We start from the raw sequence: 17397 nt of genomic DNA on the forward strand, positions 1-17397 counted from the left end.
ATGTGGGTCGGCACGATCGAGTTCTCCCTTCTCCTCGGTGACGTCCATACGCTCAAGGAGAAGCGCGCGTTCGTGCGCCCGCTGGTCTCCGACCTGCGCCGTACCTTCGACGTGTCGGTCGCCGAGACCGACGACCAGGACCTCTATCGTCGTGCCTCGATCGGGGTCGCGGTCGTCGCCGGCGACAACTCGCACGTGATCGCCGTGCTCGACAAGCTCGAGCGGTTCGTCGCTAGCCGTCCTGAGGTCGACCTGCTCGGGACCCACCGTTCGTTCTTCAACACCGAGGACTGAGGAGTCCCCCCGTGACCGATGCCGCACAACGCTTCCGTACCGCCGTCGAGGCTCGCGACCTGGACGCGTTCGACGACGTCTTCGCCGCCGACGTCACCTTCCACAGCCCTGTGAAGTTCGCGCCGTTCGAGGGCAGGGAGGTCGTCAAGCAGGTGCTCGCCCTGGTGATGGCGGTCTTCGAGGACTTCCGATACGTCGGGGAGCTCCAGGGCGCCGGGTCGCGCGCCGACGAGGGCGCGCCAGTGCCGTCCGAGATCCTCGTCTTCCGGGCGAGCGTAGACGGGAAGGCGCTGCACGGGATCGACATGCTCCAGCTCGACGAGGACGGCAAGGTCGCCGAGCTCACCGTGATGGTGCGGCCGCAGTCGGCCCTGCACGCGCTGCGAGACGCGATGAACCGTGCGATGACCGAGGCAGGGTTCGCGCCGGCAGCGTCTTGACCTTCACATCAGTGTCAACGCCTACGGTGTCAGCATGGAGGCACGTCCTACCGACAACCCGGTGAAGCAGCTGCGGCTCGTCGTCGAGGCCGACGACTACGACGAGGCCGTCCGGTTCTACCGTGACGTTCTCGGCCTCCCCGAGCAGGTCGCGTACGAGGGTGACGGGGACGCCCGGGTCACGATCCTCGAGGCAGGCCGGGCGACGCTCGAGATCGCGAACCCTGCCCAACGACGCATGATCGACGACGTCGAGGTCGGCCACCCCACGACCTCTCGGCTGCGGGTCGCGTTCGAGGTGGCCGACGGCGAGGAGCGTACGGCCCGGCTCGTCGAGGCGGGAGCCGAGCTGATCGCCTCACCCCGGGAGACGCCGTGGCGCTCGCTGAACGCGCGGCTGGAGGCTCCCGCAGGCCTCCAGATCACGATCTTCGAGGAGCTGCTGGCGAGGTCGGAGCGCGAGCGCAGCGACGACTTCGCCACCGACGCTGAGCGCACCGACGCTGAGCGCAGCGACAACTAGAGGATGTCGTGGCGCCGGGGGCTCCGCTCCGCTCTCGGTCCGCACCGTGCGGGCGGTCGGCCGCGACCCCGCTTGTGCGCGACCGGCTGGCCCTTGACGAAGACCTCGCCGCCCCAGACGCCCCACGGCTCCCGGCGGGTGAGGGCGGCGGCGAGACAGGCGTCGCGGATCGGACACGCGCGACAGAGCGCCTTGGCGCGCTCGATCTCGTCGGCGTGCTCGGCGAACCAGAGGTCGGCGCCGGCCACTCGGCAGGGGACGTCAGGCGCATCGAGGGCGGCCCTGGCGACGGCGCTCATCCGACCAGCTCCTTGATCTGGGCACGGATCCCGGGCGCGTCGAGACCGTGCGCGGCAGCGTGATCCTTCGGTGACCCGTACCGCCGTAGCTCGGAGTCGCGCGGGACACCGACGTGGAGCACCCGGCTCGGACGATCCACCAGCGCGGCCGCGACGGCGGCAGCGCTCGTGCCCTCGAGGTACGGCTCGACCATGGCGACGACCGGCGTCGGCCCGGCGAGCGTCCGGAGGCCGTGGGCGTCGAGGGGATGCGGCGTCGACGTGTAGGCGACGCGGACGGCAAGATCTTGGGTGGCCTCGAGGACGGTGTCGAGCAGCGGGCCGACCACGACCACCAGCGGAAGGGTGTGCCGGCCCCCGCGCACGACGTGGAGCCGACCGTCGACCGGGTGGGGACGGGCGTTCTGCGCGGACGACATCCGCACGTAGACCCGCTGATCGGTGGCCGACTCACGGCGGACCATGCGGGCGAGCTCCTCGGCGTGACCCGGCACGTGCACGGTCCACCCCGGCAACGCCGAGATCAGCGCGACGTCGGCGGGCGCCTGGTGGGTACGGCCGGCGGTGCTGGCGTCGTACGAGGCGCCGGTGCTGACCAGGAGCGCTCCGACGTCCTGGTGTCCCAGGTCGAGCTTGAGCTGCTCGTAGGCGCGTTCCACCAGGAACGGGGCGTAGGTGTGGACGATCGGCCGCAGCCCTGCGAGCGCGAGGCCGCCGGCGACCCCGACCATCGTCTGCTCGCGGATCCCGACGTCGATCACGCGGTCCGGATGGCGCGCGCTCACGTCGGTGAGGCCGCTGGAGCCGATCACGGCGAGGACGACAGCGACCCGTGGATCGCTGTCGAGGAGGGGCCCGAGCTCGGAGTAGAAGCGTTCGCGCATCGGCGTACGGGTGGTCATGCGGCGCTGTCCTTCGTCCTGGTGTCCATGCCTTGCTGGTTTTCTGACCGGTCCGGGGCCAAGAACTCGTCGGTCGTGCGGGCCACGATTGCGGTGGGACGTCCGGGGTCGATGTGTCGCAGCGCCGTACGAAGAGCGGCGTGGTCGCGCCCGTCCACGTCGGCCGTCTCCCACTCCTCCAGCGCGAAGCGCGCGGCGACCCCGCCCGGCCAGCCGAACTTGTCGCTGTGGTTGTCGAGGACGACGCAGGTCAGTCCACCGAGCCGCAGGCGCCCCGCGACCGCGATCGCCTCCGCGTTGGAACCCTCGTCCAGCTCGCCGTCTCCCACGAGCACCACGACCCGGGCGGGGTTGCGCTGCGCGCGCAGACCGAGCGCCAGACCGACGGCGAGGGGGAGCCCGTGACCGAGCGAGCCGCTGCCGATCTCGACGCCGGGAACGAGCGTGCGGTCCGGGTGGTGCCCCAACCGCGACTCCCACGAGGCGACGTCGTCGAGCCACGACACGGGGATGAATCCCTTGGCAGCGAGGACGGCGTAGGTCGAGGCGGGCCCGTGCCCCTTCGACAGGAGGAACCGGTCGCGCGTCGGGTCGTCCAGACGGTCTGGGGCGATGTCCAGGACCTGGTCGTAGAGCACCCAGACGACGTCGAGCGTCGAGTGCGCGCTCGGGTCGTGCTTCTCGTCACCGGTGATGCGAGCGAGGAGGTCGTGGATCGGTGGGGGGACGGTCGTCGTGGCCATGCGGGTATCGTGCGACTTCACGTCGACATGAGGTCAAGCGTGCAAGGAGCCACGGTGATCAGCGAGCCCGACCTGACGATCGGCGAGGTCTCGGAGCGCAGCGGGGTGGCGCCGTCAGGACTGCGCTACTACGAGTCGCTGGGGCTGATCGAGTCCGAGCGGACGGCCGGCAACCAGCGTCGCTACGGGCGCAGCGCGCTGCGCCGCATCGCCTTCATCCGGACTGCGTCGCGGATCGGCCTGTCGCTGGACGAGATCCGCGACGCCCTCGCCACCCTCCCCGAGGGGCGCACGCCGACCAAGAAGGACTGGACCCGGCTCTCACGGTCCTGGCGACCGCGCCTCGATGCCCGCATCGCCGAGCTGGAGAGACTGCGCGACAGCCTCGACTCCTGCATCGGGTGCGGGTGCCTGTCGCTCAAGACGTGTGCGCTCAACAACCCCGGCGACCGAGCCGCACGGCTCGGGCCCGGGCCCCGCTACCTCGAGGGTGACAAGCCCGCCGACGCCATGCAGGCGTGAGGCTCACACCTCGAACGGGAGCCCCGAGTAGTTCTCCGCCAGACCGGTCGCGCCCGCCTGCGAGGACGTGACCCAGCGCAGCTGCGAGAGCTGGAGCTGCGCGCTGAACGGGTCGCCGTCCTGATGGAGCATCGTCGTCATCCACCACGAGAAGTGCGTGCAGCGCCAGACCCGCCGCAGCGCGCTCTGCGAGTACGCGTCGGCGAGGCGGCGGTCTCCCGACCGGACCAGCGCTGCCAGGGCCGGTGCCAGGAGGGCCACGTCGGCGATCGCGAGGTTGAGTCCCTTGGCCCCGGTCGGCGGCACGATGTGCGCCGCGTCGCCGGCGAGGAAGAGGCGCCCGTGACTCATCGGGGCGTGGACGTAGGACCGCATCGGCAGCACGCTCTTGTCGGTGATCGGGCCCGGCTTCAGCTCCCACCCGTCCTGGCCGTGGCCCAGCCGGGTCGCCAGCTCGTCCCAGATCCGGTCGTCGGACCAGGAGTCGGGGTCGGTGCCGGGCTCGACCTGCAGGTAGAGCCGGCTCACCGTGTCCGACCGCATCGAGTGCAGCGCAAAACCGTGGGGGTGCCAGGCGTAGACGAGCTCGTCGGTCGACGGAGCGACGTCGGCGAGGATGCCGAACCACGCGTACGGATAGGTGCGCTCCCACGTCGTGCCGCCGGGGATCGCGGATCGGCTCGGCCCGAACGACCCGTCGCAGCCGGCGATCGCGTCAGCCTCGAGGCGGTGCTCCGTGCCGTCGGCGGCGCGGTAGGTGACCGACGGCCGGTCGCTGTCGACCTCGTGCAGCGCGGTGTCGGTGATCTCGTACACCCACTCCTGACCACCGGCGGCACGGGCGTCGACGAGGTCCTTCTGCACCTCCGTCTGCCCGTAGACGTAGACGCTGCGGCCGGCCAGGTCCACGAAGTCGAGGTGGTGGCGCTCGTGGGGAAACTGGAGATAGATCCCGCGGTGCCGGTCACCCTCGTGCGCGAGCCGCGCGCCCAGACCGGCCTCGCTCAGGAGGTCGACGCTGCTCTGCTCGAGGATCCCCGCACGGATCCGTGCCGCCACGTACTCCTGACTGCGGGTCTCCAGCACGACCGACTCGACACCCTCCGCCGCGAGCAGGTGGGCGAGGAGGAGACCGGCGGGCCCGGCGCCGACGATGGCGACCTGGGTCCGCGAGGTGACGGGGCTCATGGGGACATTGGAGCGTGCCGCGGGTCGTCGGTCGATGTGCCGCTTCTGCTGGGCGGAATGCCTGCGGGATCGGCCCCGAGCTGCCGCTCGATCCCCTGGGCGGCGACCTGCAGCGCGGCCACCAGTCGCGACCGGTCGCGCTTGAGGTGCGGCACCACCACGCCGATCGCGGCGACGACCGACCCGCTGCGACGGACGGGGACCGCGACCGAGCAGGCGCCCAGCGACATCTCCTCGTACGTCGTCGCGTAGCCGTCGCGCCGAACCCGCACGAGCTCGTCCTCGAGGATGCCCGGCTGGGTGACGGTGTAGGGCGTCACGCGGGTGAGCGAGCCGAGGACCCGGCGGCGGACGTCGTCCGGAGCGTGCGCCAGCAGGACCTTGCCCACCCCGGTCGCGTGCAGGGGCAGCGTCGAGCCGATGCTGCTCACGACCGGGACGGACGTACGCCCGCGCATCCGCTCGAGGTAGAGCGCCTCGTCGCCGTCGCGCACCGCGAGGTGGACCGTCGCCAGCGTGGCGGCGTAGATGTCGTGGAGGAACGGCTCGGCCACCTGGCGCAGTCCGGCCTCCACCGGCGCGAGCAGCCCGATGTCCCAGATCAGCCGGCCCACGACGTACCGGCCGTCCGGACGCCGCGACAGCGCCCCGGCGGAGACCAGCTCGCCCACCAGGCGGTGCGCGGTCGCCAGGGGCAGGCCGGAGCGCCGCGCCAGCTCGCTCAGCGTCAGGCGGCGGTGGCCGGCGTCGAACGCGGCGAGCAGCGCCATGACTCGCGCAGCCACCGTCACGCCGGGTGCCGAGGTGTTGCCGGCCATGCCCGCTCCTTCCGCTGGACGGAATCGTAGTCTTCATCGTGTGACCGCGGTCACCTAGCGTGCGGGGATGACCTCAGCCGTGCCCTCCGACGACAGCACGTCCACCACGCAGGCCGACATCACGGCCGAGATCGAGGAGATCGAGGCCGCCTACCAGCGCTCCGGGGTCGAGGAGACGCAGCCTCGCCGCGACTACCCGCCCTACCGCAGCACCGCGCTGCGCCACCCCACCAAGGACCTGCACCACGCCGACCCCGAGACGATCGAGCGGTGGGCGCCCTGCTTCGGCACCCGCGACGTCGACCCGCTCGAGGCCGACCTGACGATCCAGAGCACCGGCGAGCCGATCGGCGAGCGTACGGTCGTCATCGGTCGTGTGGTCGACGGCGAAGGACGGCCGGTCCGGCACCAGCTCGTGGAGATCTGGCAGGCGAACGCCGGCGGTCGCTACATCCACAAGCGCGACCAGCACCCGGCGCCCCTGGACCCCAACTTCACCGGTGTCGGGCGGTGCCTGACCGACAGCGACGGCGTCTACCGCTTCCAGACGATCAAGCCGGGCCCGTACCCGTGGCGCAACCACCACAACGCGTGGCGGCCGGCGCACATCCACTTCTCGCTCTTCGGCACCGACTTCACCCAGCGGATGGTGACGCAGATGTACTTCCCGGGCGACCCGCTGTTCGCGCTCGACCCGATCTACCAGAGCGTCACCGACGCCAAAGCGCGCGAGCGGCTCGTCGCCACGTACGACCACGGCCTGACGAGTCACGAGTGGGCGCTCGGCTACCGCTGGGACATCGTGCTCACCGGCAGCAGCCGCACCTACATGGAGCCCGAGGACGACGCGAGCGATCGAGGTGACGCATGAGCACCCTGACGCCCACCCCCGGACAGACCGTCGGGCCGTTCTTCCACTTCGCCCTCCCGTACGCCGGTGACCGCGAGCTCGTCTCGCCGGGCACGCCGGGGGCGGTGCAGCTGCACGGGACCGTGTACGACGGTGCGGGCGCGCCGATCTCGGACGCGCTGGTCGAGATCTGGCAGGCCGCGCCGGACGGTGCCGTGGTGGCGAGGGCGGGCTCGTTGTGCCGGGACGGGGCCACGTTCACCGGGTTCGGTCGGGCACCCACGCGGCGCGACGGGACGTACAGCTTCTGGACCCTCGTGCCCGGGCCTACCGAGGAGGGCGCCGCAGCCTTCTTCGCGGTGACCGTCCTCGCGCGCGGACTCACGAACCGGCTCTTCACGCGGGCCTACGTCCCCGGTGACACCTCCGTCCTCGCCGCCGACCGGCTGCTGGCGTCGGTCGAGGACGACCGGCGCGCCACGCTGCTGGCGGTCGAGGACGAGCAAGGGCTTCGCTTCGACATCCGGCTCCAGGGTGACGATGAGACCGTGTTCCTCCAGTTTCCGGGACACTGAGACCCATGACGGATCTGCTCTGGCCCGGTGACGAGCGGGCCGGGGACCTGCTCGGCGACGCCCACGTCCTCGCGGCGACGGTGCAGATAGAGCAGGCGTGGCTCGACGCGCTCGTCGACGCCGGCCTCGCTCCGAAGGCCCTGGACCTCGTCGGGCTGGTGGGCCCCGACGACCTGCCGGAGCTCGCGGCGGGTGCCGAGGACGGCGGCACCCCCGTCATCGGTCTGGTCGCGCTGCTGCGCCGGCGCGCGGCGCCCCCTGGCGCCGCGGAGTCGGACGCCACCTGGATCCACCAGGGTCTGACCAGCCAGGACGTCGTGGACACGGCGGTCGTCCTGGTGCTCCGCGATGCCCTGGACCACATCGCCGCGCAGCTCCGAGAGCAGGCGATCGCACTCGTCGGGCACGTCGAGGCGCACCGGAGGACGGTGATGGTCGGCCGGACGCTGACCCAGCACGCCGTCCCGACGACGTTCGGGCTGGTCGCGGCGGGGTGGCTCGAGGGGTTGCTCGACGCCGCGCACGACATCGACCGGGTGCGGGGCGGCCTACCGGCGCAGCTCGGCGGGGCGGTGGGCACGCTGGCGGCCACCACCGAGCTCGCCCGGCTGCGCGGGCGTCCGGACCCGGCCGCCGTGGCCGTGTCGCTCGCGCGCTCCGCCGCGACGACGCTCGGGCTGGCGTGGACGACGCCTTGGCACGTCCGCCGTACCCCTGTCGTTCGTGCCGGCGATGCCCTCGTCACGGCGACCGACGCGTGGGGACACGTCGCGACCGACGTGCTGACGCTCGCCCGCCCGGAGATCGCCGAGCTCGCCGAGCCGACGAAGGACGGCCGCGGCGGCTCCTCGACGATGCCCCACAAGCAGAATCCGGTGCTCTCGGTCCTGCTGCGTCGTGCGGCGCTCGCCGCGCCCCCGCTCGCCTCGACGCTGCACACCGCGGCGGCGCTCGCCGGCGACCAGCGACCGGACGGTTCCTGGCACGCCGAGTGGGAGACGCTCCGTACGCTCGCGCGCCGCGCCGTGGTCGCGTCGGAGCAGGCCAGCGAGCTCCTTGCCGGGCTGCGGGTCGATGCGGCCCGGATGCGCGCCACCCTCGAGGCCGCCGGCGAGGGGATCTTCACCGAGCGTGACGGCGTCCGGCGGTCGACCGGCGCCGGCGCGGGATCAGGCCCGGATGTCATCGGGACAGAGCCCGTGGGGACGCGTGCATCCTCCTACCTCGGTGCCACCGAGCTGTTCGTCGACGCCACCCTCGTCCGCACCCGTACGTTCCTGGAGGCCTCCGCATGACGGTTCCTCGGATCACCGGAGAGGAGCTGGCCGGTCACGGGGCGCTCCCCCTCCTCATCGTCGGCCCGTCGCTCGGCACCTCCGCCTCGGCGTTGTGGTCGGCGGCGGCCAAGGAGCTCGGGAGCGACTTCCACGTGGTCGGGTGGAACCTCCCCGGTCACGTCGACGGGCCGGTGCGGTCGCCGTTCACGATCGCCGAGCTGGCCGAGGGAGTGCTCGGATTCGCTGCCGGTGCGGCCGAGGCCCGGGGTGACGAGGCGGTGCGGTTCCTCTACGCCGGCGACTCCGTGGGCGGTGCAGTCGGGCTGCAGCTCCTGCTCGACGCGCCGGAGGCGGTGACCGGCGCGGTGCTGATCTGCACGGGTGCGCAGATCGGTGACGCCCAGATGTGGCACGACCGCGCTGCGACCGTACGCGCCTCCGGGACGCCGGTGATGGTGACCACGTCGGCGGACCGGTGGTTCGCGCCCGGCTTCCTCGAGCGCGAGCCAGGTGTCGGCTCCGCGCTGCTGCACGTGCTGCAGGCGACCGACGCCGAGGGCTACGCGCAGGTCTGCGAGGCGCTCGCGGCGTTCGACGTGCGCGACCGGCTCGACCAGATCGATTCTCCGGTGGTCGCGCTCGCGGGCGAGCACGACGTCGCGACGCCCCCCGACAAGCTCAGGGAGATCGCCGACGGGGTGCGCGACGGCGAGCTGATCGTTCTTGAGGGCGTGGCCCACCTGGCCCCCGCGGAGGCGCCAGCGGAGGTCTCGTCCGCGATTCGTGCATTTGGCCACCGAATCACCGGGTCATTTCCTGGATCACCTGCACACATCGGGGACGAGGTGGCGACCCGCGGCATGGAGGTACGGCGGGCGGTGCTGGGCGACGCGCACGTCGACCGCGCGACCGCGAAGACCGACGCGCTCACGCGTCCCTTCCAAGAGCTCATCACCCGCTACGCGTGGGGCGAGGTGTGGGGTCGCGACGTCATCGACCGCCGCAGCCGCTCGATGATCACGCTCGCACTGCTGGCGACGCTGGGGCATCGCGAGGAGCTGGCGATGCACGTGCGTGCGGGCCTGCGCAACGGGTTGTCGCGGGAGGAGATCGCCGAGGTCCTGCTGCACACCGGGGTCTATTCCGGTGTCCCGGTCACGAACGCCGCGCTCGGCGTGATGCAGCAGGTCTTCGCGGAGATCGATGACGACGAGGTCTGCTAAACTGTTCACCTGACGTACCTCCGTTCGCAAAGCGAACAACAACGCCTGTCCTGCTGAGGAGTGCGATGCCTGCGTACGTGCTGGATGCCGTCCGGACGCCGTTCGGCCGCTACGGCGGCGGGTTGTCCGGCGTACGCCCCGACGACCTCGCGGCCACGGTCGTGGCGGCGACGCTGAAGCGGTCGCCCGCCCTCGACCCCGAGCGCATCGAGGACGTCGTGTGGGGCAACGCCAACGGCGCCGGCGAGGACAACCGCAACGTCGGCCGGATGGCGGCCCTGCTCGCCGGCCTGCCGGTCAGCGTCCCAGGTGTCACGGTCAACCGGTTGTGCGGCTCCAGCCTGGACGCCGCCATCTCGGCATCGCGCGCGATCGAGTGCGGCGACGCCGACGTGATCCTCACCGGCGGCGTGGAGTCGATGAGCAGAGCGCCCTGGGTGGTGCCCAAGCCGACCCGCGGATTCCCTGCCGGCAGTGCCGAGATGGTCTCGACCACCCTCGGCTGGCGGCTGGTGAACCCGCGCATGCCCCAGGAGTGGACCGTCTCGCTCGGCGAGTCCAACGAGCAGCTGCAGGAGCGGTTCGGCATCTCCCGCGAGCGTCAGGACGCCTTCGCAGCAGCCTCGCACCAGCGCGCGCACGCCGCGTGGGAGGCGGGCCGCTACGACGACCTGGTGGTCGGCGTCGACGGTGCCGACCTGGCCCGCGACGAGGGCGTACGTCCCGACTCGTCGGTCGAGGCGCTGGCGCGGCTCAAGCCGTCCTTCCGCCCCGACGGCACGATCACGGCCGGCAACGCCTCACCGCTCAGCGACGGCGCCTCGGCGGTCCTCCTCGGCTCCGAGCGGGGTGCGGAGCTGACCGGCCGTGAGCCGCTCGCCCGGATCGCGGGCCGCGGGGCGATGGCGCTGGAGCCGCAGGCCTTCGGGTACGCCCCTGTGGAGGCGGCCAACCGGGCTCTCGCCCGCGCCGGCATCGGGTGGGACCAGGTCGGCGCTGTCGAGCTCAACGAGGCCTTCGCGGTCCAGAGCCTCGCCTGCGTCGACGCGTGGGGGCTCGATCCCGACCTCGTCAACCAGTGGGGCGGCGCCGTCGCGCTGGGCCACCCGCTCGGCGCCTCCGGCGGCCGGATCCTCGGCACGCTCGCCGCCGTGCTGCGCGAGAACGGACGCCGCTGGGGCGTGGCCGCGATCTGCATCGGCGTCGGGCAGGGCCTCGCCGTCGTCCTCGAGAACGAGCAGGCAGCCTCCTGATGGAGGTGCTGGACGCGGACGCCGCGGTCGCCGACGTCCAGGACGGCGCGACGGTCCTGGTCGGAGGCTTCGGCACGGCGGGGATGCCGTTCTCGCTGATCGACGCCCTGGTCCGCCAGGGCGCGGGTGACCTCACGGTGGTGAGCAACAACGCCGGCAACGGCGAGACGGGACTTGCGGCGCTGCTCGCCACCGGGCGGGTCCGCAAGATGATCTGCTCCTACCCGCGCCAGCCCGACTCGCACGTCTTCGACGCTCTCTACCGCACGGGCAGGATCGAGCTCGAGGTCGTCCCGCAGGGCAACCTCGCCGAGCGGATGCGTGCCGCGGGCGCCGGGATCGGCGCGTTCTTCACGCCCACCGCGTACGGCACGGTGCTGGCCGAGGGCAAGGAGACGCGCTCGATCGGCGGACGCGACTACGTCCTCGAGTACCCGTTGGGCGGGGACGTCGCCCTCATCTCCGCACGGCGGGCCGACACGGCGGGCAACCTCGTGTTCCACAAGACGGCCCGCAACTTCGGCCCGGTGATGGCGACCGCCGCGACCACGACCGTGGCCGAGGTGGACGAGGTGGTCGAGGCCGGTGAGATCGACCCCGAGGCGGTGGTGACGCCGGGAATCTTCGTCGACCGGGTGGTTGCGGTCGGCGCCGAGCAGCGGATCGCCGCACGCGAAGGCGCCGTGGCATGAGAGCGCCCGACGTCGGCGAGCGCACCGACGTGACCGTCGAGCACCCCGACCGGGCACCTCTGTCGCGCGACGAGCTGGCGCGGGTGGTGGCCGGTGACATCCCTCCCGGGTCGTACGTCAACCTCGGCATCGGTCGGCCCACCCATGTCGCCGACCACCTCACGCCCGACTCCGGCATCGTCCTCCACACGGAGAACGGGATGCTCGGGATGGGCCCGGTGGCGCAGGACGAGGACGTCGATCCCGACCTCGTCAACGCGGGCAAGGTGCCGGTGACAGAGCTTCCCGGCGCCTCCTACTTCCACCACGCCGACTCGTTCGCGATGATGCGGGGCGGGCACCTCGACGTGTGCGTCCTCGGGGCGTTCCAGGTGTCGCAGCGCGGCGACCTCGCCAACTGGCACACCGGCGTGGAGGACGCGATCCCCGCGGTGGGCGGCGCGATGGACCTGGCCGTCGGAGCCAAGCGGGTGTTCGTGATGATGACGCTCTTCGCCAAGGACGGGTCGAGCAAGCTCGTCGAGTCCTTGACCTATCCGGTCACCGGCCTCGCGTGCGTCAGCCGCGTCTACACCGAGTACGGCATCGTCGACGTGGGACCCGACGGCGTCACCGTGCGGGCGACCTACGGGATCTCCGTCGACGGTCTCCGCGACAGGCTGCCGGTGGCGCTCCGCCGGCTGGAGGACTGACACCGGGGCCTCTGGGAACGCACGGGGCGAGCGTGCCCGCTCGCCTCCCCGGGGGACGGGCGCGAAGCGGGCACGCTCGGTCGGTGTCGCGCGGCTAGGGCGCGAAGCTCGTGTCGGGGGCGACGGCGACCTCCACGAGAAGGGGCCGTCCGGGCTCGGTGAGGCGCGAGGCGGCATCGGTCAGGATGTGCGTGAGCGTCTCGATGTCGTCGACATGGACGACGTCGCAGCCCAGTGCCTCGGCGATCCGACCGACCGACACCTCGAGGAACGACGGCCACGGCGGCTTGCCGGAAGCGCGCTCGGCGAGCCGGTCCATCACCGCGTAGCCGCCGTTGGCCATCACGATCCACAGCACGCCGACGTCGAGGTGCGAAGCCGTCCACAGCGACTGCACCGCGTACATCGCTGACCCGTCACCCACCACCGCCACGACCGGCCGCTGCGGGACCGCCATCTTGACGCCGATGGCGGCCGGCATGGCGAACCCGAGCCCACCCATCGCCGCCGACACGAACCCGAGCGGCTCCCGAGCGGGGACCATCGCCTGCAGCAACGGGCGCGACGACGGTGACTCCTCGAGGAGGACCGTGTCGCGGGGGAGAACGTCGGCGAGGACCTCGAAGACGTCCGCGGACCGGAGCCGTCCGCTCTCGACCAGGCCCGTCGGCCGCTCGGGCTTCGGCGGGTCAGGACGACACGACCGCTCGGAGAGCTCGGCAGGACGAGGGCCGAGTGCCTCGAGGAGCGCGCGGACGACCACGGTGGGGTCGGCGACCACGGCAAGCTCGACCGGTGACCGGTACGCCTCTTCGGGATCGGCTGTCACGACCACGACCGTGGCGCCCGGAGGGACGAGCGGGCCCTCCGCCCACGGGTACTGGCGGAGCGCAGCGCAGCCCACGATCAGCACCACGTCGGCGTTGCCGAGGGCCGCGCGGACCCGGGGCCGGTCGGCGGGAAGGTGACCGGCGAAGAGACGGTGGTCCTGCGGGAACCCGGCCCGTGCCCCGAACGGCTCCTGCCAGACCGGTGCCTCGAGCCGCTCCGCGAGCGCCGTCAACGCGTCCCAGCCGGTCCGGCTGTCGTTGCCGGACCCGGCGACCACCGCCGGTCGCTCGGCACGGCCGACCAGCCGCGCCAGGTCGCCGACGTCGACGCCCTCCGGCGCGGGCGTACGGACCACCCGCGCAGCGGACAGGTCCTGAGGGTCGTACGGGGTGCTCCAGTCGTCCATCGGCACAACCACCACGACCGGTCCCTGGTCACGGCGTGCACGGTGTGCCGCACGGTCGATCGCCGACGGGACGTCCTGCGGACGCACCGGATTCAGCATGTCGAGCGGGTAGTCGCCGGCGAGGCTGTCCAGCCTCCCGGCCAGGAACGGTTCGAGTGCCAGGTGGCGCCGGTCCTGCTGTCCGACGACGACCACGAGCGGCGCGTGGTTCACCCTCGCGGTGGCGATCGCCCCGACGCTGTTGCCCAGCCCGGCCGTGGTGTGCAGCAGCACGAGGGCCGGTTCGCGCGTGGCGATCGCCCACCCCGACGCAATCCCGACGACCGACCCCTCGTGGAGTGCGAGCACGAACCGGAGGTCGTCGGGCAGGTCGACGAGGAACGGGACCTCCGTCGACCCCGGGTTGGAGAAGATGGTCGTCATGGCATGACGCCGCAGGACGTCGAACGTGGCGGTGCGGACGTCCGCCGTCATGCGTCTGCTCCCGAGCCCCGTTTCGCCTTCTGGATCTCGGCATAGACGTGCGTGCGGAGCTCGGTGAACCTCGGCATAGACCGGGTTGCGAGCTGGTCACGCTCGGCCGGGAGGTCGATGGTCAGGTCCTCCTGCACCACGGTCGGCGAGTTGGAGAGGATCAGCACCCGCTCACCGAGATAGACCGACTCGTCGATGTCGTGGGTGACGAAGAGGACGGTGATGCCGAGGTCCTTCCAGACGCGACGGATCAGGTCCTCCAGGTCCGCGCGGGTCTGGGCGTCGACCGCGGCGAACGGCTCGTCCATCAGCAGGACCTCAGGCTCGTACGCGACCGCCCGCGCGATCGCCACCCGCTGCTGCATCCCGCCCGAGAGCTGCCACGGGTAGGACGTCTCGGCGTGCTCCAGGCCTACCGCGTGCAGGGCCGTCGAGACGACCTTCCGGCGCTCGGCCTTGGGCATGCCCGCGTTCTTCAGCGGCAGCTCGACGTTCTGGCGGACCGTCATCCAGGCGAACAGGCTGCGCCCGTACTCCTGGAACACGACCGCCATCTTCTTCGGAGGGGCGGTGACGACGGCGCCGTCGAGGAGCACCGTGCCGGCGGTCGGCTCCAGCAGCCCCGCGATGCAGCGCAGGAGCGTCGTCTTGCCGCATCCGGACGGTCCGACCAGGCAGACCAGCTCGCCCTGTCGCAGCTCGAAGGTCAGGTCGCGCACCGCCTCCACGTCGCCGGAGTCGGCCGTGTAGATCTTCTGGAGACCCTGGACCGACAGCACGACGGGGGCGTCGACACCGTCGCGCGACGCGTTCTGGACCGTGACGCTGTCACCTTCCATGCTGCACCTCTTTCTGGCCGTAGTACCAATGGAGGACCCGGCGCTCGCACGCCTGGAAGACGATCGAGACCGCCACCCCGATCAGGCCGAGCAGAACGATGCCGCTCCACATCTCGACGACCGCGAACGACCGCTGGAACACCACGATCGTGAAGCCGAGCCCTGACGACGAGGCGAACATCTCGGAGATCACCATGAGGATCAGGCCGATAGAGAGCGCCTGCCGCACCCCGGCCGCGATCTGCGGCGCAGCGCTGGGGAGCACGAGCGTCCGCAGGCGCGTGAGCCGGGTGAGCCCGTACGTCCGGGCGGTGTCGACGAGGACCGGGTCGACGGCGCGTACGCCTTCGACGGTGTTGAGCAGGACGGGCCAGATCGCGCCGAAGACGATGACCAGCACCTTCATACGGTTGTCGACGCCGATGAGCAGCATCAGGACCGGAACGAGGACCGGCGGCGGGAGGGCGCGGAAGAACTCGAGCATCGGCTCGAGCAGCGACCGCAACCACCGCACCGAGCCGATCAGCAGGCCCGCGGCGACGCCGAGGACGATCGCGAGCAGCGTCCCGACGGTGAAGCGGGCGACGCTCGGGAGGACGTCCTCGCGGAACCGAGGGCCGATCCAGGTGTCGACGAACGTGGCGGCCAGCTCGCCCGGCTTGGGGACGAAGAAGTTGGTTGAGTCGATGGTCAGCACCCACCACAGCAGGACGAGCACGACCGGGAGCCCGAGCACGTAGGCGACGCGGGTGAGGATCCTCATGCGACCTCCTCCCGTCGGACCGAGACGTGCCAGCGAAGGGCGCGCCGCTCGACGAGGCGTGCGACGAGGTTGATGGCGACACCGATGAACCCGGTCATGAGGATGAGGGCGTACATCTGGGCCGTGGCGCCGCCGGAGTTCGCGAGCGCGATCGCGGTGCCGAGCCCACCTCCTCCGATGATGAGCTCACCGGTGATCGTGAGGATGAGGGCGACGGCCGCACCGAGACGCAGGCCCGTCATCACGTACGGCAGAGCCGACGGCCAGACGAGGTAGCGGACGCGTGCGGCCCATCCGAGGCCGTAGCTGCGTGCGGTGTCCGAGGCCACGGGATCCACGTCGCCGACGCCGTAGAGGACCTGGATGAGCACCTGCCAGAAGGACGCGTAGAGGACCAGCAGCAGGGTGGACTGCATCGAGGTGCCGTACAGAAGAGAGGCGAGCGGGATCAGCGCCACCGACGGGATGGGACGCAGGAACTCGATCGTCGAGTTCGTGGCGCGGCGTAGGAACCGGCTCTGGCCGATGACCAGGCCGAGCGCCACGCCGGCGGCCGCCGAGATGGCCAGACCGATCGCCCAGGTCGTCACGGTCTCTCGGACCGACGCCCAGAAGTCGCTGGTGCCCGCGAGGCTGCCCAGCTCGCTGAGGACGGTCGACGCGGTCGGGAGGAAGCGCTCCTCGACCAGCCCGGAGCGCACCACGAGCTCCCAGGTCACGAGGAACCCGACAATGCCGAGCAGCCCGAGCGCTGCCGAGGAGAGTGGGGCGCCCCGTCCGCCGGCGCGACGCGGGGGCGCGGACGTGTCGGCGGACGGGGACGCGGTGACCGACGTCATGGAAGCAGGGCGTCCAGGTCAGGCTCGTTCTTGAGAGTCCCGTACTTCACGGCGGCGGTGCCGAGCTTCTCCATCGACGCCTCGTCGAACTCCGAGCGGAAGACAGGCAGGACCATCTTGGCGCGAGTCGGCTCGTCGATCTCGGTGTAGGTGCCGACGATGTCGCGCACCTCCTGGTCGTTGTCGCCGGCGTAGTCCAGCGACTTGTTCATGGCGCGGCTGAAGCGCTCGACCAGGTCATTGTTCTTTCCGGCGTACTCGGTGGTGGTGAAGTAGCCGGCGATGTCGAGCTCGGGCGACATGTCGAGGTAGTTGTAGGTGACCGCCCGCGCCCCGTCGGCCAGCGCGGCGGACATGAACGGCTCGAGCACCCAGATCGCGTCGACCTGATCGTTGGCGAGCGCTGCAGGGGCTTCGGGGAAGGGCACTTCGACGAACTTGACGTCCTCGGGGTCGCCGCCGTCGGTCTCGATCGCGGCACGGATGGTGGTGTCGCCGATGTTCTTGAGGTTGTTGACCGAGACGGTCTTGCCCGCGAGGTCCTTCGGCGTCTTGACCGGCGAGTCGCCGGGCACCAGCACCGCGCCGAAGTCGGGCTCCACTCCGGCCGACGACGTGCCGTTGGTGACGAAGGTCAGCGGGAGTCCCTGGTCGGCTCCCACCATCAGCGACACCACGTTGCCGAAGGCGAAGTCGAAGTCACCGCTGACGACCCCGGGCACGGCCGCGGCGCCGCCGGTCGTGGTCTCGATCTCGAGGTCGATGCCCTCGTCCTCGAAGAAGCCCTTCTCCTTGCCGAGCCAGATCGGCGCGGTGTCGACGATCGGGATGACCCCGACCGTGACCTCGTCCGGGCCGTCGGCACCGGCGTCGTCGTCGCCTCCGCAGGCGGTCAGCAGGACGAGCGACGCTAAGACCGCGGCGGCCTTGGTCGTGGGGCGCATGTGATTCCTC

General features: G+C 71.5%; 21 protein-coding genes. 11 read left to right on the forward strand and 10 right to left on the reverse strand.

The genetic code is table 11. The features are described 5' to 3' along the window. The 3 genes from KV102_RS07250 to KV102_RS07260 are packed head-to-tail and all read left to right on the forward strand — an operon-like array spanning position 1 to position 1257. Positions 1-294: a DUF503 domain-containing protein gene (locus KV102_RS07250; RefSeq protein ID WP_220342896.1), complete on the forward strand. Its 294-nt coding sequence runs from the start codon at positions 1-3 to the stop codon at positions 292-294. Between the two features lie 11 nt (positions 295-305). Then, positions 306-734, forward strand: coding sequence for a nuclear transport factor 2 family protein (locus tag KV102_RS07255; protein WP_220342898.1), 429 nt, complete (start codon positions 306-308; stop codon positions 732-734). Between the two features lie 34 nt (positions 735-768). After that, positions 769-1257, forward strand: a complete 489-nt coding sequence (locus tag KV102_RS07260) for a VOC family protein (protein WP_220345747.1) — start codon at positions 769-771, stop codon at positions 1255-1257. Here the strand turns inward: KV102_RS07260 and KV102_RS07265 are convergent. The 3 genes from KV102_RS07265 to KV102_RS07275 are packed head-to-tail and all read right to left on the reverse strand — an operon-like array spanning position 1254 to position 3201. After that, positions 1254-1556, reverse strand: coding sequence for a WhiB family transcriptional regulator (locus tag KV102_RS07265; RefSeq protein ID WP_220342902.1), 303 nt, complete (start codon positions 1554-1556; stop codon positions 1254-1256). The two genes, KV102_RS07260 and KV102_RS07265, sit on opposite strands and share 4 nt — an antisense overlap. Next, positions 1553-2458, reverse strand: a complete 906-nt coding sequence (locus tag KV102_RS07270) for a transketolase family protein (RefSeq protein WP_220345748.1) — start codon at positions 2456-2458, stop codon at positions 1553-1555. The genes KV102_RS07265 and KV102_RS07270 overlap by 4 nt, the downstream gene beginning before the upstream one ends. Further along, entirely contained in the window at positions 2455-3201 is a 747-nt protein-coding gene (locus tag KV102_RS07275) for a thiamine pyrophosphate-dependent enzyme (RefSeq protein WP_220345749.1), read from the reverse strand. Before KV102_RS07275 ends, KV102_RS07270 begins: the two co-directional genes overlap by 4 nt. Before the next feature lie 54 nt (positions 3202-3255). On the opposite strand from KV102_RS07275, the gene soxR reads away from it, so the two are divergent. After that, a complete protein-coding gene (soxR, locus tag KV102_RS07280; RefSeq protein ID WP_308289471.1) occupies positions 3256-3723 on the forward strand; it encodes a redox-sensitive transcriptional activator SoxR in 468 nt (155 codons plus the stop codon). A 3-nt stretch (positions 3724-3726) separates the two neighbouring features. On the opposite strand, the gene KV102_RS07285 is transcribed toward soxR, so the two are convergent. Beyond that, positions 3727-4911, reverse strand: coding sequence for a 4-hydroxybenzoate 3-monooxygenase (locus tag KV102_RS07285; protein WP_220345751.1), 1185 nt, complete (start codon positions 4909-4911; stop codon positions 3727-3729). Then, positions 4908-5729, reverse strand: a complete 822-nt coding sequence (locus KV102_RS07290) for an IclR family transcriptional regulator (protein ID WP_220342912.1) — start codon at positions 5727-5729, stop codon at positions 4908-4910. Before KV102_RS07290 ends, KV102_RS07285 begins: the two co-directional genes overlap by 4 nt. A 67-nt stretch (positions 5730-5796) precedes the next feature. Here KV102_RS07290 and pcaH point away from each other — a divergent pair, with 67 nt between their 5' ends. From pcaH to KV102_RS07325, 7 genes are all read left to right on the forward strand, one after another. Continuing rightward, complete coding sequence (gene pcaH / locus KV102_RS07295; RefSeq protein ID WP_220345752.1) at positions 5797-6600, forward strand: protocatechuate 3,4-dioxygenase subunit beta; 804 nt, start codon at positions 5797-5799, stop codon at positions 6598-6600. Next, complete coding sequence (gene pcaG / locus KV102_RS07300; protein ID WP_220342914.1) at positions 6597-7154, forward strand: protocatechuate 3,4-dioxygenase subunit alpha; 558 nt, start codon at positions 6597-6599, stop codon at positions 7152-7154. Before pcaH ends, pcaG begins: the two co-directional genes overlap by 4 nt. Before the next feature lie 5 nt (positions 7155-7159). Beyond that, complete coding sequence (locus KV102_RS07305; protein ID WP_220345753.1) at positions 7160-8449, forward strand: lyase family protein; 1290 nt, start codon at positions 7160-7162, stop codon at positions 8447-8449. Continuing rightward, positions 8446-9654 (forward strand): 4-carboxymuconolactone decarboxylase, encoded by a 1209-nt coding sequence (pcaC, locus tag KV102_RS07310; protein WP_220345754.1) that lies wholly within the window; start codon positions 8446-8448, stop codon positions 9652-9654. The genes KV102_RS07305 and pcaC overlap by 4 nt, the downstream gene beginning before the upstream one ends. A gap of 65 nt (positions 9655-9719) precedes the next feature. After that, the gene (locus KV102_RS07315) at positions 9720-10907 is read left to right on the forward strand and encodes a thiolase family protein (protein ID WP_220342920.1); all 1188 of its coding nucleotides are present in this window, start codon (positions 9720-9722) and stop codon (positions 10905-10907) included. After that, positions 10907-11599, forward strand: coding sequence for a 3-oxoacid CoA-transferase subunit A (locus tag KV102_RS07320; RefSeq protein ID WP_220345755.1), 693 nt, complete (start codon positions 10907-10909; stop codon positions 11597-11599). Before KV102_RS07315 ends, KV102_RS07320 begins: the two co-directional genes overlap by 1 nt. Beyond that, positions 11596-12291 (forward strand): 3-oxoacid CoA-transferase subunit B, encoded by a 696-nt coding sequence (locus KV102_RS07325; protein ID WP_220345756.1) that lies wholly within the window; start codon positions 11596-11598, stop codon positions 12289-12291. The genes KV102_RS07320 and KV102_RS07325 overlap by 4 nt, the downstream gene beginning before the upstream one ends. Positions 12292-12385: 94 nt before the next feature. Here KV102_RS07325 and KV102_RS07330 read toward each other — a convergent pair whose 3' ends face one another. The 5 genes from KV102_RS07330 to KV102_RS07350 are packed head-to-tail and all read right to left on the reverse strand — an operon-like array spanning position 12386 to position 17387. After that, positions 12386-14002 (reverse strand): thiamine pyrophosphate-dependent enzyme, encoded by a 1617-nt coding sequence (locus KV102_RS07330; protein ID WP_220342927.1) that lies wholly within the window; start codon positions 14000-14002, stop codon positions 12386-12388. Then, positions 13999-14841 (reverse strand): ABC transporter ATP-binding protein, encoded by an 843-nt coding sequence (locus KV102_RS07335; protein ID WP_220342931.1) that lies wholly within the window; start codon positions 14839-14841, stop codon positions 13999-14001. The genes KV102_RS07330 and KV102_RS07335 overlap by 4 nt, the downstream gene beginning before the upstream one ends. Continuing rightward, complete coding sequence (locus KV102_RS07340; RefSeq protein WP_220345757.1) at positions 14831-15604, reverse strand: ABC transporter permease; 774 nt, start codon at positions 15602-15604, stop codon at positions 14831-14833. The genes KV102_RS07335 and KV102_RS07340 overlap by 11 nt, the downstream gene beginning before the upstream one ends. Further along, positions 15601-16443, reverse strand: coding sequence for an ABC transporter permease (locus KV102_RS07345; RefSeq protein ID WP_220345758.1), 843 nt, complete (start codon positions 16441-16443; stop codon positions 15601-15603). The genes KV102_RS07340 and KV102_RS07345 overlap by 4 nt, the downstream gene beginning before the upstream one ends. After that, positions 16440-17387 (reverse strand): ABC transporter substrate-binding protein, encoded by a 948-nt coding sequence (locus KV102_RS07350; protein ID WP_220345759.1) that lies wholly within the window; start codon positions 17385-17387, stop codon positions 16440-16442. The genes KV102_RS07345 and KV102_RS07350 overlap by 4 nt, the downstream gene beginning before the upstream one ends. Positions 17388-17397: the final 10 nt, after the last annotated feature.

The organism is Mumia sp. zg.B53 (assembly GCF_019550935.1).
Classification (GTDB): Bacteria; Actinomycetota; Actinomycetes; order Propionibacteriales; family Nocardioidaceae; genus Mumia.